General features: G+C 59.9%; 17 protein-coding genes and 1 pseudogene. 6 read left to right on the top strand and 12 right to left on the bottom strand.

All coding sequences use genetic code 11. From position 1 onward, the window contains the following. Positions 1-2 precede the first annotated feature (2 nt). Positions 3-1919, bottom strand: a complete 1917-nt coding sequence (locus HMPREF2743_RS00955; protein ID WP_070818022.1) for a M13 family metallopeptidase — start codon at positions 1917-1919, stop codon at positions 3-5. 42 nt (positions 1920-1961) lie between these two features. Here HMPREF2743_RS00955 and HMPREF2743_RS00950 point away from each other — a divergent pair, with 42 nt between their 5' ends. Both HMPREF2743_RS00950 and HMPREF2743_RS00945 read left to right on the top strand, forming a co-directional pair. Further along, on the top strand, positions 1962-2453 hold the full coding sequence (locus tag HMPREF2743_RS00950; protein ID WP_070520291.1) for a hypothetical protein: 492 nt from the start codon (positions 1962-1964) through the stop codon (positions 2451-2453). Next, positions 2450-3292 carry a PrsW family intramembrane metalloprotease gene (locus HMPREF2743_RS00945; RefSeq protein WP_070525054.1) on the top strand — a complete coding sequence of 281 codons (843 nt, stop codon included), beginning with the start codon at positions 2450-2452 and terminating at the stop codon, positions 3290-3292. The genes HMPREF2743_RS00950 and HMPREF2743_RS00945 overlap by 4 nt, the downstream gene beginning before the upstream one ends. Before the next feature lie 45 nt (positions 3293-3337). On the opposite strand, the gene HMPREF2743_RS00940 is transcribed toward HMPREF2743_RS00945, so the two are convergent. Next, complete coding sequence (locus tag HMPREF2743_RS00940; protein WP_141761375.1) at positions 3338-4105, bottom strand: hypothetical protein; 768 nt, start codon at positions 4103-4105, stop codon at positions 3338-3340. Between the two features lie 273 nt (positions 4106-4378). Here HMPREF2743_RS00940 and HMPREF2743_RS00935 point away from each other — a divergent pair, with 273 nt between their 5' ends. Further along, a complete protein-coding gene (locus tag HMPREF2743_RS00935) occupies positions 4379-5656 on the top strand; it encodes an HNH endonuclease signature motif containing protein (RefSeq protein ID WP_070525051.1) in 1278 nt (425 codons plus the stop codon). Between the two features lie 38 nt (positions 5657-5694). Here the strand turns inward: HMPREF2743_RS00935 and HMPREF2743_RS00930 are convergent, their stop codons facing one another. The 8 genes and pseudogenes from HMPREF2743_RS00930 to HMPREF2743_RS00895 all read right to left on the bottom strand — a co-directional run bounded on the left by HMPREF2743_RS00930 (position 5695) and on the right by HMPREF2743_RS00895 (position 9583). After that, entirely contained in the window at positions 5695-6003 is a 309-nt protein-coding gene (locus tag HMPREF2743_RS00930) for a DMT family transporter (protein ID WP_070525049.1), read from the bottom strand. Beyond that, positions 6000-6350, bottom strand: coding sequence for a DMT family transporter (locus tag HMPREF2743_RS00925; protein WP_070525048.1), 351 nt, complete (start codon positions 6348-6350; stop codon positions 6000-6002). The genes HMPREF2743_RS00930 and HMPREF2743_RS00925 overlap by 4 nt, the downstream gene beginning before the upstream one ends. Positions 6351-6352: 2 nt before the next feature. Then, positions 6353-6646: an MGMT family protein gene (locus HMPREF2743_RS00920; protein ID WP_070818020.1), complete on the bottom strand. Its 294-nt coding sequence runs from the start codon at positions 6644-6646 to the stop codon at positions 6353-6355. Further along, entirely contained in the window at positions 6618-7322 is a 705-nt protein-coding gene (locus tag HMPREF2743_RS00915) for a VOC family protein (RefSeq protein ID WP_070525044.1), read from the bottom strand. The genes HMPREF2743_RS00920 and HMPREF2743_RS00915 overlap by 29 nt, the downstream gene beginning before the upstream one ends. Further along, positions 7322-7600: an RNA-binding S4 domain-containing protein gene (locus HMPREF2743_RS00910; RefSeq protein ID WP_046648682.1), complete on the bottom strand. Its 279-nt coding sequence runs from the start codon at positions 7598-7600 to the stop codon at positions 7322-7324. Before HMPREF2743_RS00910 ends, HMPREF2743_RS00915 begins: the two co-directional genes overlap by 1 nt. Before the next feature lie 19 nt (positions 7601-7619). Next, a complete protein-coding gene (locus HMPREF2743_RS00905; RefSeq protein ID WP_083298938.1) occupies positions 7620-8267 on the bottom strand; it encodes a LysE family translocator in 648 nt (215 codons plus the stop codon). Positions 8268-8347: 80 nt separating this feature from the next. After that, positions 8348-9040, bottom strand: coding sequence for an SDR family oxidoreductase (locus HMPREF2743_RS00900; protein WP_070818019.1), 693 nt, complete (start codon positions 9038-9040; stop codon positions 8348-8350). 5 nt (positions 9041-9045) lie between these two features. Next, positions 9046-9583, bottom strand: a pseudogene (locus tag HMPREF2743_RS00895) (NADPH-dependent FMN reductase). Positions 9584-9683: 100 nt separating this feature from the next. On the opposite strand from HMPREF2743_RS00895, the gene HMPREF2743_RS00890 reads away from it, so the two are divergent. After that, entirely contained in the window at positions 9684-10307 is a 624-nt protein-coding gene (locus HMPREF2743_RS00890) for a sugar O-acetyltransferase (RefSeq protein WP_070818018.1), read from the top strand. Beyond that, a complete protein-coding gene (locus HMPREF2743_RS00885) occupies positions 10300-12489 on the top strand; it encodes an ATP-dependent RNA helicase (protein WP_070818017.1) in 2190 nt (729 codons plus the stop codon). The genes HMPREF2743_RS00890 and HMPREF2743_RS00885 overlap by 8 nt, the downstream gene beginning before the upstream one ends. Here HMPREF2743_RS00885 and HMPREF2743_RS00880 read toward each other — a convergent pair. Further along, the gene (locus HMPREF2743_RS00880; protein WP_371441222.1) at positions 12486-13262 is read right to left on the bottom strand and encodes a TSUP family transporter; all 777 of its coding nucleotides are present in this window, start codon (positions 13260-13262) and stop codon (positions 12486-12488) included. The two genes, HMPREF2743_RS00885 and HMPREF2743_RS00880, sit on opposite strands and share 4 nt — an antisense overlap. A gap of 16 nt (positions 13263-13278) precedes the next feature. On the opposite strand from HMPREF2743_RS00880, the gene HMPREF2743_RS00875 reads away from it, so the two are divergent. Further along, positions 13279-14325, top strand: a complete 1047-nt coding sequence (locus tag HMPREF2743_RS00875) for an AbrB family transcriptional regulator (protein WP_246818767.1) — start codon at positions 13279-13281, stop codon at positions 14323-14325. On the opposite strand, the gene HMPREF2743_RS00870 is transcribed toward HMPREF2743_RS00875, so the two are convergent. Further along, positions 14322-15983, bottom strand: coding sequence for a DUF885 domain-containing protein (locus HMPREF2743_RS00870; protein ID WP_070525031.1), 1662 nt, complete (start codon positions 15981-15983; stop codon positions 14322-14324). The two genes, HMPREF2743_RS00875 and HMPREF2743_RS00870, sit on opposite strands and share 4 nt — an antisense overlap. Positions 15984-16025 lie beyond the last annotated feature (42 nt).

Here is a 16025-nt window from a genome sequence, read left to right as displayed (position 1 = left end):
TACTACCAGATGGTGACGCGCTCCTCCGGTGCAAGACCACCCTCGACATCAAAAGCCTCGTAGAATTCATCGATGTTCTCGGCGATGATGTTGCAGCGGAACTCTGCCGGCGAGTGCGGGTCAATGGCCAAATACTGCGTGGCCATCTCCGGACGGATGGCAGTACGCCACACGCGCGCCCACGCCAGGAAGAAGCGCTGCAGACCGGTGTACTCGTGCTCTGCCAATTCCGGCTCAGCGCCCTCGGCCTCAAACGGCGCGACCTGGCCGTTGATGTCCAGGCCCTTGTCGGCGCAGTAGTTCTTGTAGGCCACCACGGCAATGCCCAATCCGCCCAAGTCACCGATGTTCTCACCCAGGGTGAAGCTGCCGTTGACGCCTGCGGAATCAGTGCCCTCCAGCACCTTCGGCACCTGCCCCTGGAACTGGTCCACCAGCTTCGCGGTCAACTTCTCGAAGGCCACGCGGTCCTCATCCGTCCACCAAGAGTTGAGGTTACCCTGGCCGTCGTACTGCGAGCCCTGGTCATCAAAACCGTGGCCAATCTCGTGACCAATCACCGCACCGATAGCACCGAAGTTCTCCGCGGCGTCCGCCTCAGGATTGTAGAACGGCGGGCGCAGAATCGCTGCCGGGAAGGTGATGTCATTGACCACTGGATTATAAAAAGCATTGACCGTTTGCGGGGTGGCGAACCATTCATCGCGGTCCGCCGGCTTACCAATCTTGGCCAGTTCATAATCGTGGTTCCACGCATTACTCGCGCGCACATTGGCCACCAAGTCCGCGCCCTTCGGTGAAAACTCCAGGTCAGAATAGTCACGCCAGGTATCTGGATAACCGATTTTAGCCTTGAACTGGGCGAGCTTCTCCAGCGCGCGCTCGCGGGTAGCCGGGGTCATCCACTCCAGCTGCGAAATCCTCTCACGATAAGCGGCGGTAAGGTACTCCACCAGCTCATCCATCTCGGACTTCGAGGAGGGCGGGAAGTGCTTGTCCACGAAAACCTTGCCGATCTCCTGTCCCACCATGTTTTCCGCCAAGCCCACGGCGCGCTTCCAGCGATCACGCTGCTCCGTGGCGCCCGAAAGCTTGGTTCCGTAGAACTCGAAATTCTTCTTACCGATCTCCTCAGTAAGGTACGGCGCGCGCGACAGCAGAATGTGCCACGTCGCCCACAGCTGCCAATCCGCCATACGGCCGGCGGTAAACAGGCCCTCGAGGTGCTCAAAATAAGATGGCATCATAGCCACCACACGGTGCTCGGGCAGTCCCCCACCCTGCAGGATGGCGCGGGTGATGCTGGGCAGCTTGGCGACGTCCACCGGGTTATACGTCTTCACCGCATCACGCGAGGCCACCACGTCCCAGTGGCCGGCCGCGATTTCCTTCTCTAGGTTTACGATGCGCGTTGCGGCCGCATCCGCACCCAGCCCGAAGAGGCGCGCGGGATCTAAGAATTCAAGCATCGCCGCAACGTGCTTCTCGTAGGCCTCGAGCGTCTGCGCGTGAGCTTCCTCGCGGTAATAAGCCTCATCCGGCAGACCTAAACCGGACTGAATAATGTAGGCCACCGCCTCCTCGGCGCCGGAGTCCTTTTCTACCCAGAAGGTAACCGGGGCGCCGACGCCCTCGCGCTCCAGCACTCCCAGGTTATGTGCCAGCTCCTCCGGGTCCGCCGCCACCAGCTTGTCCAGATCCTCGGAAAGCGGTGCCGTTCCCGCAGCATTAACTCCTTCAACGTCCATGTGGGAGGAATACACGATCCCTGGGCGGCCCGTGTCTTCCTTAACGATGTCGTGGACGAGTTCCTCGGCTTCGTCGCGAAGCGCGTGAAAAGTCCCGTCGACACCGCGATCGTCGGGAATAACGTGGGACTCGATCCAAGGGCCATTAACAAACTGATACAGATCCTTCATGCACTTCACTCTATGTCAGATGTACCCATTAGTGTGGTGTGCATGACTTCTTATCGTTTCCCGCCAGCGAAGATGACGGGGCCGTTTTTCGCTGTGCTTGGGGTGACCCTCCTCGTGCTCGGCACGCCCGCCGTCCTCAGCTTGGCGCTGCCGGACCACGATCCTGAAACCGAGCCTGTTGTCCTCGACGATCCTGAGTGGCGTCAGCCTATCGACGGCGTCGAATGCAGCGTGAACTACGATTCCGTGGCCAACCAGGCGTGGGATTGCGGCGATACCTTGGTCGAGGCCTACCTCACCTCTGATGTCGACGATGACGAGCTGGCCCTGCGCCGAGCTGTGCGCGCCACGACCTTCGGGTCGATGCCGAAAGAAGAAGTAGAAAACCAAGACGGCATCCTCGTACTGCGAACGTATACATACATCCCGGTCGTTGCCTTTAGCGTGGCCAAGGACGATCTCAACTACGAGCTCGTCTTTTCAGACGGAAACCCAGAAGAAATCGCCGATCAGTTTATGGAGGCCTTCAAGTGAGCAAGATCTTCCGCGTGGCGCTGTGGGTCTTCATTGGCGTGTGCCTACCCGCAGCTCTGATCAATCTGTTGGGTTCCTTTATCGTTGCCCCGCTGCCGGGCCTGATAAGCCTGCTCATCGGACTAGCCTTCCTCGCACTGGGTCTATACCTGTGGCATCTCAGCCCAATGTGGGCGTCACCGGCCAAGGGCTGGGCTACAGCCAGCGTGTTGTGGGGAGCCGGCACCGCGGTGTCTTTGGCTCTCCTCTCCGCGCTTCCGTTCACCTCCCTCACCAAAGGAGTGGGCTGGGAGGAATCCATGATGTCCTGGTCCGGCGCTTATCCGGAGGAGTTCGCCAAGGCGCTGGGCGTGGTCTTTGTGTTGCTCAGCTTCCGCCAGCTCAACCGACCTTGGCATGGGTTTATCGTCGGTGCGCTTGTGGGCTGGGCTTTCGATGTTTTTGAGAACATCCTCTACGTTTCCCTCGGCGCCGTGATGCACCCGACGTCTGATTGGATCGGCATGCTGCAGATGTGGGGACTCCGCCTTGTGGCAGGCCCAGGCCTGCACATGTCACTGACGGCCATCGCGGGTTTCGGCATCGGCTGGGCCATTTACGCTGCCCATAAAACCTGGTGGTGGCGTCTCGGCGTAGGCGTAGGAGCGCTCTTTGCTTCCTTCTGTCTCCACTTTGCATGGAACTACATGTGGGATGAGACGTGGCAGTTGGTCACGCAGTATATTGTCGTCGCACTCATCCTCTACCCCACCGTCATCACTCTAGGGATTCGGGCCCACCGTCTGGCTAAGACGGATGATACCTACTCGCACTCGCCCGGCCTCGCCAGCCTGCAGTGATTTAGTCGAGGTGCCCCGCCAAGGGTATTTTCACAATGGCTACGCTTAGCATGCCTGCGAAGAGCTCGGCACCGCCCGCTTTAGTTCCGCACACGCTCGATCGCGCGCGTCCTGTAGAGGCGTCGGCAAGCCAGGCACCTGCGGTGCAACCTCCACTGCTCCCAGCACATCCCCCGTGAGATCCGCAGGGGATCCATAGGTATTAGCCGCCACGCTATATCCAGGACCGAAAGAAGCACTAGCGTGAACCTGACGGTTATCCGACCACCCGAATTTCGTTCCAATGATGCCCGGGATGCGTGCGGTGCCAAAGTCCTGGCGGTAGCCGTCTGATGCTACAGGCGCCGCCGTCGCCATGCCCTTCATGAGCGGCGCGGCAACCGGATCGCCAGATATCGCCCCTATGAAGCGAGTGAGATCCTCCGTCGACGTCGTAGTATTTCCCCAATAACCATTGTGGTGAGTCTCCCCCAGTCGATACTCCCCGATGATGGAGGGAATGGCCTGTGGGTACTTCCGCTCCAAGTCGCTGGCGGTGCCGTCCTCAGAAAAACGAATCATGTTCTCCACCCGTGCCTTATCCTCCGATGCGCCATATTTCAGCACCCACATACCGAGATACAGCTTCACCAGGGAAAGCGCGGGGCGGGACTCGTGGCTATTCCCAGTGGAAACTGAATTTCCATCGGCGTAGCGCACGGTCATCTGGGTGCGTGGTGGGACTTTTCCAGGATCGAACGTCAGAGCCTGGGCAGTAGGCGCGGTGGTGGCCGCCAGTGCAAGGCCAACAATAAAGGAGCGAGACTTAAACACTTGTATAGATTAACTCAAGTCACAGCTTTAACAGCCCTAATTGGAGCTTTAACGCCCTAAACCCCTACTGGAAGTCTCGAATGTTCGTTTCATCCAGCTCTTATCCCACAGAGAGCGTGGAGCATCAGTTTTCCCATTTACCCCTTTAATCACAACTTCCTTCCGCGGTATGGACTCCCCCAGAGATACCGAATAAGCTCTTACTTCGAAAGGGATTTCGAACGGTGGGGGTTCGTCCCTTCGCAGTAACTCGACCAATAGTAGGGGGTTGAAGTGTCTTCCACTTCAGACGTTGTTGTTTCCTATTTTTCTCATTCCAATCCGAGCGACCCAGTATGTATGAAAGGTAAAGACATACGCCAAGCAGACTACGAGTTCTGGTCTAGCGTCCTTCCCGCCTTGGACGAAGACTCAGACACAGCGTGTATGCGCCTTGGGCTCAAGACCGGCAAAACGGCCGGGGCAGTTGCTCACATAGTCATGGGGATTTACCGCCTTAGAGAACTCCCCCAGCTCAAAGCCCTGCAAGATGCTTATTATTTGCTGGACCTGCCTGCCTTGATTGCCATTGACCAGGTCATGGCTAAGCTGGGTCAGCCTTCCCCAGAGGTAGTAGCTGCCATTGATACTTCGTTGGCCCGTTGGTTCACTCCGACGAAGCCCAACCAGGCGTTTCCCAGCACCTCGCAGATTCGCCGCCGCATGCGTGATCTGGTCAAGGTTCATGATGACTCCATCGCGGTGGAAGATACACGCCCGAAGAACCGGTATTCCATACTCACGCGCGCCCAGCGCGCCACCATCGAACTAGAAGTTGACAGCAGCATCGGGGTCATTATTCATGAGGCTATTAAAGCAGCGGCCGAAAAGCATGAGGTGTCGATGGCCGAAGCACTCATCCTTCTCGTCACTGGGAAAGTAGAGCCAGAAGCAGCCCGCGTAGTACTCCACGCCTATCAAGCTAGTGATGTCGCGGATGCACCAGTATATGTAGAAGGTCATGGCTGGCAGCTAGGCAATATCCCCGCGCAGGCCGAAACAAAAAGGGATTTGAGCACTAAGCCGGAAGCCTCTCAAAGCTACGGACCAAGCACGATGGTACGCAAATACGTTGAGGGCCGCGATGGCACCTGTCGTGCAGCTGGTTGCGGAATGCCTGCGTGGCTATGTCAGTTGGACCACCGTATTAACTACGCCGATGGCGGGCCAACGCACCCAGACAACATGGTCGCGCTATGCCAGCATCACCACAACATGAAGACCGACGGACGGGCCTTTTATATTTTGGACCCGGATACCGGGGATGTGGTCTGGCTTTTTGAGGATGGGACGTGGGCAATCACCGAACCTTCCGGACCACTAGCCCCTAAGAACAAGCGTTGGGCGCGAAGTGTGGCACAAGATATTGAGGAATTCCGCGCCCGGAAACACCGTGAGGCCCAAGAACTTAAAACTGAGCTAGACAAAGAACAACAAGAAGCCGTAAACCACGCACATACAGAAAAGGCAGAGAACAAGGGATCTGAAGGCGGAGAGGAGATCCCCTTCTAAGAAAGGTCCGTCGTTTAAAACGACGAAGGGATCGTCGTCTACCCCATGTCGACTAGAAGAACTCCACCAATGATCAGCGCGACCCCTAAGACCTTAAACCAGGTGAAAGGCTCACGGAAAAGCATGAAGGACAAAAGAGCAGTAAGCGCTACGCCCGAGGCAGTCCAAATTCCATAGGCCACGCCTAGCGGTATGCCCTGCCGAAGCGCCAACGACAAGAAAGCATAAGAGGACACATAGGCCACGACGACCCACGCCACCCATGCCTTCTGGCCGTGAACGGCCAGCATGCGCAGGCCCAAAGTGCCAGCAACTTCGATGAGGATGGCAAGGGATAACCAGATCATGTCTCCACTTCCACGAGCGTTGTCTTCGGCGCCCGGCCGCCCATCTCTACGCAAACTACGCCGACGATGATGCAGCCCATGCCCACCAGCATGAGCGGCGTGAGCTGTTCGCCAAAAAGGTATGCGGACAGCCCTGCGGTAAGCACCACTCCGGTTGCGCCCCAAATCCCATAGGCCACACCCACGTGCATGCCACAGCGCAACACTTGGTGCAGGGCGGAAAAAGCGACGACGTAACCCGCCACCACCACGATATAGACCGCAGGGTACTCCAGCGCCACTTTGAGGCTTAGTGTCGCCAACACCTCACTGAAGATGGCGATGCTCAAAAAGAGCCAAGCGCGCACTTTCACCCTCCCAGATCCGCCGCATCCAGCCCGCACTCAGAGAGCACCACGCGGTCACCGCGGTGCGGGATTCCTTCTTCATCCCAATGGGCCTGGGCGGCAGAGGTGTGGGCGCGGCCGGTACTGTTGACCACCCGCCACCAGGGCAGATCCGCGCTTTTCGACATTCCCCAACCCACATACCGCGGGCCGACCCCTGCCACTTTTGCAATCTCTCCGTAGGTGGAGACATTGCCAAGAGGTATGCGGAGAACTACCTCCGTGACTCTAGAGCTCGATGGGTTCTTCGGGGGCATCCTCGACCTCACACAAGGTAAGTGCCGCGCCCGTGGAATCCTCAATCAAGCACAGGCGGCCGAATGGCGAATCGTGGGGCTCGCGGATAATCTGCCCACCATTGTCCGTAACAGCCTTCGCTGCCTGGTCAATATCCCGCACACCCAAGTAGGTTTGCCAAAAGCTCGGCAAACCTTCCGCGTGCCAGAATCCAGCGAAGGCAGCGCCTTCTTCCTCCGCAACCGCGTAATGCTCATCGCCGCGGATTTCCCAATCGAAGAGCTCGCCATAAAAGTCCAGCGCGGAGTGGAAATCATCCGAGACCGTCAGCTCGTGCCACACCGGTGTGCCAGGCTCACCACCGGCGACAAAGCGGTCGAGCTCCGGCTGCGTCAAACCAAACATGGCACCGGACTTATCGAGTACGAGCGCCAGCGGGGCACCTAAAGCGAGGATTTTTCCGCCGAGTTGTTCAACCCGGGCGCAGTCGGCTTCCAAGTCGCGGGAGAGGAAGTAGGTAGCCCAGGTGTCCTGACCCGGAACAATTTCTGCGATGGGAAGGCCCTGCAGCCGAGCAATGCCATCTTCGAATTCCCAGCCCAGCACGGCCGAGTAAAACTTCTCGGAGGCTTTCACATCAGAGCTGGCCAGGGTAATCCAGTAGGGCATTCCTACTTCTGCTTCAAATGCAGGCATTAAAGGTTCCTCCACTTCTCCGGGTCGAAGTCATCATCGGCGGTGGCTTCATCAAAATAATCGTCGTCGTCTTCGACGACGCGGGCGCAGGTGTCGGAGACGCAGATGACGTCGCCAAGCGCCAGCGTTGCTCCGCGCTGCTTAGTCACCTCCCCATTGACGGTGACCTGCCCCTGCTCGATGAGTTCTTTGGCCTCACCCCCGGTGGCGACCAAGGAGGCCAGTTTGAGGAACTGGCCGAGCTTAATGGATTCTCCCTTAATTGAGACTTCTAGCATGTTGACCAGCATACCCAGCTCAAAGCGCAAGAACTCCCTCTGCCAGAATGATGATGCCAAGCAGGGCAAACACGACTCCGCTGAAGATATCTACCCCGGCGGAATTCTTTGCCATCCACTTCGCCACCGCACGGGTGCACAACGCAACGCCGACGAAAATGATGAGGCTTTCAATAATCAACACAGAGCCAACCGTGGCATTCGCGCTCAATCCCATGCCCGGATCGATGAAGTTGGCGAAAATAGCGCCGAAGAAGATGAGTACCTTGGGATTAGAAAGATCGCTGACTAGGCCCATGCGGTACGCCGTGCCGAGTCTGATGATGCCGTCCGGGGTAAACCCGCGCGGTTGCGGATTGATGGTTGCTGGAGCACGACGCTCTTTGATGCCGCTGCTTATTGCAGAAAATGCCATCCACAGCAGATAGCTGCCGCCGGCAACCTGCAGCGCCACCAGGATTTCCGGATGCGCCGAAATCAATGCGGTAAGCCCCGCTAGCGAAGCAACGGTCCACAGCATCAAGCCGGTGGTGCTACCGATTGCGGCCCACACCGCCGCGCGCGTAGAGCGTGCGCCCAAACGAATAATCTGCACCACGTCTGGCCCCGGCGAAGCCATCGCCGCGAACCACACACCCATCAAGGCCACTATGGCGCTGAAAGCCACCTAACACCCCCATACTCACATGCGTTTTCACTAACGCATGCCACTATAAGAGGCATCTCACCTGCAGCGAAACAGGTAAATTAGCTTTGCGCACGCGGCTTAATAGTCATGGTGTCAATGTTGACGTGCTCCGGCAGGGACGCCACCCAACGCACTGCCTCAGCGATGTCTTCTGCGGTGAGGTTGAGCTCGCCGTCATAAACGGCATTGGCACGCTTTTTGTCGCCCCGAAAGCGATTGAGGGAAAACTCTTCTGTAGCTACACGGCCTGGGTCGAGTTCGGTAACGCGAACGCCGTGCTCTTCAATACGCAGTGCACGAGAAATCACGCGGACGCCATGCTTGGCGGCATTGTAGCCGGAACCGCCCTCGTAGACGTTCCACCCGGCCACGGAGCCCATGTTGATAATGAGCCCGCCTCGCAGCTTCGGCATGAGTGCCTGGATCATGCGAACGGTGCCAAGGACGTTGACCTCATACATCCACTGCCAATCCTCGATGGTGGTCTCCACGAGGGGCTCCAGGCCCTTCGCGCCACCGGCGTTGTTGACCAAGAGGTCAACGCGGTCGAGGTGGGAAACGAATTCGGCTACGGATTCGTCCGAAGTGACGTCGAGGGCATAGGCCTCGCCGCCGATGTCGTTCGCGAGGGCCTCAAGGCGCTCCACGCGCCGCGCGCCGACGACGACATGCCAGCCGTCAGCCGCCAACGCTCTTGCCGACGCCTCCCCAATCCCCGAGGACGCTCCTGTAACGACTGCTACTTTTTCCATGCGCCCTAGGATAGGGCTTCTTCCAGCTCGGCGCAGATGTTTTCGACGATCCCGACCTTGAAATCAGCCGGGGTGAAGGTGCCATCCTTCATGTCGGTATTCAGCGAGATATCCAGCTGGGTGCGCAGCTGCTTCATAGAGAAGTTCGCCATGATGAGGCGCCACGCCTCTACCGCGCGGATGCCGCCGCTGAAGCTGTAGCCCACGTAAGCAATCGGCTTGGCCACCCACTCGGCACCTAGGGAATCGACGGCGTTCTTGAAAGCGCCCGGCACGGAGTGGTTGTACTCCGGGGTGACGAAGATAAAGGCATCGCAGGAATCGATAGCATCGGACCAGGCCTGCACATTCGGGTCCTCATAGTTTTTGTTTGCCGCCATAGGAACAACGGAGGAGGTGAGGATCGGAACGTCGAAAGCCTTAAGGTCGATGAGCTCGTAGTCCACGTCGCCCCCCCTGAGCGAGGTCGGTGACCCACTGAGCGATGGCCAGCCCGGCGCGGTCGTCGCGGGTAGAGCCGAGGATGATGCCGATTTTCGCCATAGATATACCTTTCACATTTTGTTAACGTGTCAACGTCTGAGCCTACGCCGATATGCCGACGCAATCGACATTTCCACCCCAACATGTCTATTCTTTTGCCATGTCACAGGAGAACTTGGCGGATCGCGGATCCTTTGAACGCATGACCAGCGGGCAGTGGTTCATGCCCGGTGTCAACGAGGAGGTCAGCACCGAACATCGACGCGGCTTCCTGCTGGTCAAGGAGCTCAATGAGCTGCACAACACCAATCCAGAGCGCGCGAGGGAGATCTTGCGGGAGCTGTTTTCGCCGGAGTCCGAGGTTCCCGGGCTGCACGTCCCGCTCAACTTGGAGTATGGCTGCAATGTGACCATCGGAAAGGGCGTCTTCATCAACTTTGGTGCGACGATCCTGGCACAGGCGCCTGTAACCCTCGGGGACCACGTCATGATTGGTCCGAACTGCTCGCTTATTACCGTGGGGCATCCTGTCAACGATCATGAGATGCGGGCAGAAGGTTGGGAGATTGCGAAGCCTATCAGCGTCGGCGATAACACGTGGTTTGGTGCCAATGTCACTGTGTTGCCGGGCGTGACAATCGGCAAGAACTGCGTCGTGGGAGCAGGCACACTGGTGACTAAGGATATCCCCGATAACTCGCTGGTCCTGGGCTCACCGGGGCGTGTGGTACGCACGCTGGAGGGCAACGAGGATAGGTGGGAGCGCCAAGATCTCGATGTTTGATCTCAAGGCGATCGGCACAGGACTTCCCGTCCTGGAAACCATTGATTCTCTGCCTTCCGCCGGTCACGTCGTAGTCCAGGCTCCGCCCGGCACGGGTAAGACCACGCTTATTCCACCGGCGTTGGCCAACCAGGTAGAGGGCAAGGTTCTCGTTACCGCGCCGCGCCGCGTAGCTGTGCGTGCGGCGGCAAACCGCCTTCAGGAGTTGTCAGGCCAGCGCATCGGCTATGCGGTACGCGGTGATTCCCGCAAAGGCGCAGACGTCGAGTTTGTTACCCCCGGCGTGCTGTTGCGCCGACTGTTGCGGGATCAGGAACTTGAAGGGATTTCCGCCGTGGCCATCGACGAGGTTCATGAACGCCAGCTCGATACCGATCTGGTACTGGGCATGTGCTTGGAGTTGGCGCAGCTCCGCGATGATTTTCGGGTTATTGCCATGTCCGCGACTGTCGACGCCTCCCGCTTCTCCCAGCTCATGGGAGGGGCTCCGATCCATTCCACTGAGGCGGTAACGTACCCGCTCAGCCTCTCCTATGAACCGATTCCAGGACGTGCCGCGGGCGATCGGGACTTTTGGAAAGGCGTGGCCAAGGTTGCCGCGCGGCAGCACGAGTCCACGCTGGTCTTTGTTCCCGGCGTGCGCGAGGTCAACCTGGTGTGTGATGCATTGAGCGGCCATAACGTTTTTCCGCTCCACGGCCGCCAGACCACGCAGGAGCAGGACGCTGCGCTTTACACCAGAGAGCAGCGCATCGTGGTAGCGACGTCCATCGCGGAATCTTCACTGACCGTGCCGGGTGTGCGCACCGTCGTCGATGCTGGGCTATCTCGCGTTCCCAAGCGAGATGCGCAGCGCGGGATGAGTGGGTTGGTGACGGTGTCGACGTCGAAAAGCAGCGCCGATCAACGCGCCGGACGTGCCGGACGTGAGGCGCCCGGTACCGTCATCCGCTGCTATTCACAGGAGGACTACCAGCACTTTTCCCCACACGTGATTCCAGAGATTCTCTCCGCGGACCTCACGCAGGCGGCGCTGTTCATGGATTGTTGGGGCGCAGGGCCGGACTTCCCCTTGCTTGATCAACCGCCGAAGGCCGCGCTTGCCGACGCCCACCGCACCCTAGATCTGCTCGATGCTGGAGAAGAGCTGGCGCTGCTGCCGACGCACCCACGGTGGGGCGCGGCACTGTTAAAGTACGGCGCGGGGGCAGCACAGACGATTGCCCGGCTGGATGATTCGGATCCGAAGCGGCTGGCCCGCTTGGTGCCCAACAAAGGTCCGGTGGACCCAGGCGTGGTGGTCGCTAGCGCCTTCCCGGAGTTCGTGGCTAAGCGCGTGGGTGACAAGGAGTTTTTGCTCGCCAGCGGTACGCGTGCGCGGTTTCTCGAGGATGGTCACGACTGGTTGGCGGTGGCGGAGGTGTCGTTGGCGCAATCTGGAAACGCCATCATTCGTGAAGCAGTGCCCATCGCGGAGAAGGACGCGCTCGACATCGTCGGCGTGACGGAGGAAACCCGAGCTTTTCTCGACGGCTCCACAGTGCGCGGCGTGCGGGTGCGTGCGGCAGGCGCCATCGTGTTGTCGGAGACGCCAGTGAAGGTCTCCGGTGATGACGCGGTGGAGGCGCTCCGCAACTCCGGACAGGGTTTAAACCTGTTTCACTTCAACGACAAGGCCCAGAACCTGCGGGAACGTATGCGGCATCTGCATAAAGCATACGGTGAGCCCTGGCCAGACGTGGACAGCGATGACCTGAGCTGGCTGGAGCCGGAGCTGCATGAGTTGGCGATTGGCGGGCGCCCAGACATGTATCCAGCGCTGCAGCGTCTGCTGCCGTGGCCCGAAGCTAGCCGCTTGGATGAGCTCGCACCGGAACGTTTGCCAGTTCCGTCCGGACGTGCTGCGAGGATCGATTGGTCCGGCGAGCGCCCAGTGGTCTCCATCAAGTTGCAGGAGTGTTTCGGATTGGCGGAGTCTCCCGAATACTGCGGCCACCGAGTGCAATTCCATCTACTGTCCCCCGCCGGCCGGCCGCTCGCCGTCACCGATGATCTAGCGAGCTTCTGGTCCGGGCCTTATGCCGGTGTGCGCGCGGACATGCGCGGGCGCTACCCCAAGCACCCGTGGCCGGAGGATCCGTGGATTGCGGTGGCCACCGCAAAGACGAAGAACAGGATTTAACCCCACTGCTGCCAGGCCAGGTACACGCTCATCACCACGACGAGCGTGAGGAGTGCATAACGGATGAGCTTCGCACCGCCGCCGAGCACTGTTCGCGCGCCCAGTTGCGCGCCAATGATATTTGCTGCTGCGAGAACTAAGGCGAGGCCCCACACCACGTGGCCGCCCACGATGAAGACCACGAGCGCGCCAACGTTGGTGCACGTGTTGACCACCTTGGACATCGCGGCGGAGGTAAGGAAGTTCTGGGAAAAGATGGCGGTGAAGGCCATGATGAGGAACATACCGGTGCCGGGGCCAAAGATGCCGTCGTAGAAGGCAATGGCTGCTACAGCGGCTAACCCTGCCCACGTGCGCCAGCCGCCGCGGATACCCTCTCCTTCGCCGCTGCCGAAGTCTGGGCGAAAGGCCACGAAGAGGCCGACTGCCACCATAAGCACGATGATGACCGGCCGCATGACGTCCTTGTCCATGAGTGCGGCTGCTGCAGCGCCGAGTCCGGAGCATAGGAGGGCGATAAGGCCCATACGGATGAGCTCGCCCTTCGGTGGGCGCACCTTCTTGACCAGTGTGATGGCAGCAGAGGCCGTTCCAGAGACCGCCGCCACCTTGTTCGTGGCCAGGGCGGTGGCGGGAGCAAGCTGGGGTGCGACCGCCAGGATGAGCGGAATGAGCACGAGCCCGCCGCCGCCAATGACGGCATCGATCCATCCGGCCACGGCAGCGCCAATGGTGAGTATCGCCCAACCGCTTAATCCGAAATCCATGTCCATCATTAAACTCGATTCCATGTCTGTTCGTACGAGATGGGTCATCGTGGCCCCGGGGTCTGCAGCACTCGGGGCATTATTTAGCTACCTTCACGTACCCGCAGCCTGGATCCTCGGCGCCATCGTGGTCTCGGGTGCCATGGCCTTGACGACGGGCAAAGAACTCGCCGTTAATAAGCACTTCTATTCTGTCGCCCGCGGATTCATCGGAATGATGGCCGGCATACCACTAACCCTGGTTCCTGCCTCCACGCTCATTGGCTTTGTGCCGGCCGCGGTGACGATGTCACTCATAACTGTTTTAATCGGCGTCGCCGGCGGCGTGCTGCTACACCGCTCACAGCCGAAGGATATTTCCTGGGAAACGGGCATTTTATCCATGCTGCCCGGCGGAGCCTCACTCATGCCCGCGCTGGCTAGCGAGCTGGGTGCTGACTACCGCTACGTGGCGCTGACGCAATACCTGCGCCTTCTGGCGGTCTCGGTATCGCTGCCTTTGGTGGTCTCCTTGTTAGACGCCCCCGCGGGCAAGGGCGTGGACATGAGCGTTGACGGCGAGATCACGTGGTGGATCGTGCTGCTGACCCTCGCCATCGCTGTGGTTGGTGAAAAGCTGGGCAAGCTGGTGCGTTTGCCCGCTGCTGCTGTATTGGGGCCGCTCATCTTGACGGTGCTGGTCGCTCAGGTTATTCCAGCCGGCCACACTTTGGAGCCGCTCTACGTGTTCAAAATCATGGCGTTTATGTCCATCGGCTGGGTCTGCGGTGGTGGGCTGTCGGTACCGGCACTGCGGGCCTTCGCCAAGCAGCTGCCGGCGACGATCCTCTTTATCATTGTCGTGATCGGCGTGTGCGCACTGACCGCCCTGCCTTTGACCGCATGGCTGGACATCACCTACTTCGAGGCTTACCTCGCCACCTCCCCCGGCGCACTGGAGACGGTGCTTGCGCTGTCTGCGGAAGGCGGGGCGGGCCCCGCCGTGGTAGCCGTGCAGATTATCCGGCTCATCATCGTGCTGGTTATCGCCGGCTACCTGCCGCAGATTTTGCGGCTATTCCGCCGCTAGTCCAGGATGGTCTCGCGCAGAATCGACATCGGCACCGAGCCTAGGGCCAACGCCTGGGAGTGGAAGTCACGTACGTCCATCCCTTGTTCAACTGCGGCGTCGCGGGTCTGCTGCCACAGGCGCTGGCCCAGGGCATAAGACGGCGCCTGGCCCGGCCAACCCAGGTAGCGGGTGACCTCGAAGGAGAGGTTGGCGTCATCCATCGCGGTGTTTTCACGCATGAAGGTCTTGACGTGGGACTTGTCCCAGACGCCGGACGCGGTGCAATCCGGAAGGGCTTTACCCAGGTGAAGTCCGATGTCGACCACGACGCGGGCGGCGCGGAAGCGTTGGGCGTCGAGAAGCCCCATGCGGAAGCCCGGATCATCCATGTATCCCAGCTCCGCCATGAGGGCTTCTGCATAGAGCGCCCAGCCCTCACCGTGGCCAGAGTTCCACGTCACCGCACGGCGCCATAGGTTGAGATCCGGCTGGGTCAGCGCGGCGCCAATCTGCAGATGGTGGCCCGGCGCGCCCTCATGGTGGACGGTGGTTAGTTCCTGCCAGGTGTGGAAAAGCTCCTGACCAGCGGGTACGGACCACCACATGCGGCCGGGGCGGGAGAAGTCATCAGACGGCGAGGTGTAGAAGATGCCGCCGGTGCCTGCCGGGTCGATGCAACACTCGATTTCTTTAACGGCCTCCGGGATGTCGAAGGCGTTGCCGTCAAGGTCCTTGATCACGCGGTCCGCGGTGGACTGCATCCACTCCACTAACGCGTCGGTGCCGTGCAGCTGGTAGCGCTCTTCCTCGTTGAGCTTGCGCATGGCCGCGCGCACGGTGGCGTCGGAGCCATAGAGCTCGTGGGCGATTTTTTCTTGTTCCGCCTTGATGGAGCGCACTTGGTCCATGCCCCACTCATAGGCCTCATCGAGGTCCACAACATCGCCGACGAAGAGCCTGGAGAAGCGCTCGTAGCGCTCGCGGCCCACCGCATCCTGCGATGGAGCCTGCGGCTGGAGCTCGTTAGAGAGCCAATCGGCGAATTCGCCGAAGGCTTCCTTGGCCGCGTCCACCTCTGGGCCCTCAACGCCAAGGTCCTCGAGCATGGAGCCGGCGTCGGCAAGCCGCTCGCATTGCACGAAGACATCGGAGATCTGGCGCTGCGGCGCCACCATGCCACGCGAGGCCGCCTCGGTAAGGGACTCCTTGTAGCCGTTGAGCGAGGTTGCTACCTTCGACAGGCGCGAACGCAGTGCATCAAGCTGCTCCGGGGTGTCCTTCGGCATGAGCATGAGGGTGTCGCGGATAGTCTGCACCGGGGAGGCAATGTTGTTAAGGCAGCGGATGTCCTCACCGGCATGGTGCAGGTCAAGATCCAGGCAGAGACGGTCGCGCAAGACGGCGGCGGTGACGTAGTCAACTTCATCGAAGTCATCGTCATCATCAGACTCGTCGGTGGTGTCATCGAGGGCATCGAGATCCGCCATCATCTCACGAGTGCGATCCGCCACTGAGGAGTAGTACTCCGGGGAGAAATCTTCCAACTCACCGTCGAAGCCGGGAATTCCCCACGCGGTGGCATCGGTGGGCGTGAGCTGCGCGAGGTCGTGGACGAAGTTATCGCACGACGCGTCCAGCAGCGAAGGCTGGCGCTCTGCGTTCTGGTCAAAACTCATAAGGGCGAAGTCTAACGAAGATCCAGGGGTTTGGGCCAACCC

Source organism: Corynebacterium sp. HMSC036D02, from assembly GCF_001836165.1.
Taxonomy (GTDB): domain Bacteria; phylum Actinomycetota; class Actinomycetes; order Mycobacteriales; family Mycobacteriaceae; genus Corynebacterium.
Note: the sequence above shows the minus strand (reverse complement) of the source record. Positions and strands in the feature narration are given on the sequence as shown.

Coding starts and splice junctions, on each gene's coding strand:
- HMPREF2743_RS00890 (WP_070818018.1), top strand. CDS start 9,684: ATGTCACAGGAGAACTTGGCGGATCGCGGATCCTTTGAACGCATGACC.
- HMPREF2743_RS00870 (WP_070525031.1), bottom strand. CDS start 15,983: ATGAGTTTTGACCAGAACGCAGAGCGCCAGCCTTCGCTGCTGGACGCG.
- HMPREF2743_RS00920 (WP_070818020.1), bottom strand. CDS start 6,646: ATGCCCCCGAAGAACCCATCGAGCTCTAGAGTCACGGAGGTAGTTCTC.
- HMPREF2743_RS00950 (WP_070520291.1), top strand. CDS start 1,962: ATGACTTCTTATCGTTTCCCGCCAGCGAAGATGACGGGGCCGTTTTTC.
- HMPREF2743_RS00880 (WP_371441222.1), bottom strand. CDS start 13,262: ATGGACATGGATTTCGGATTAAGCGGTTGGGCGATACTCACCATTGGC.
- HMPREF2743_RS00885 (WP_070818017.1), top strand. CDS start 10,300: ATGTTTGATCTCAAGGCGATCGGCACAGGACTTCCCGTCCTGGAAACC.
- HMPREF2743_RS00910 (WP_046648682.1), bottom strand. CDS start 7,600: ATGCTAGAAGTCTCAATTAAGGGAGAATCCATTAAGCTCGGCCAGTTC.
- HMPREF2743_RS00900 (WP_070818019.1), bottom strand. CDS start 9,040: ATGGAAAAAGTAGCAGTCGTTACAGGAGCGTCCTCGGGGATTGGGGAG.
- HMPREF2743_RS00915 (WP_070525044.1), bottom strand. CDS start 7,322: ATGCCTGCATTTGAAGCAGAAGTAGGAATGCCCTACTGGATTACCCTG.
- HMPREF2743_RS00955 (WP_070818022.1), bottom strand. CDS start 1,919: ATGAAGGATCTGTATCAGTTTGTTAATGGCCCTTGGATCGAGTCCCAC.
- HMPREF2743_RS00930 (WP_070525049.1), bottom strand. CDS start 6,003: ATGATCTGGTTATCCCTTGCCATCCTCATCGAAGTTGCTGGCACTTTG.
- HMPREF2743_RS00875 (WP_246818767.1), top strand. CDS start 13,279: ATGTCTGTTCGTACGAGATGGGTCATCGTGGCCCCGGGGTCTGCAGCA.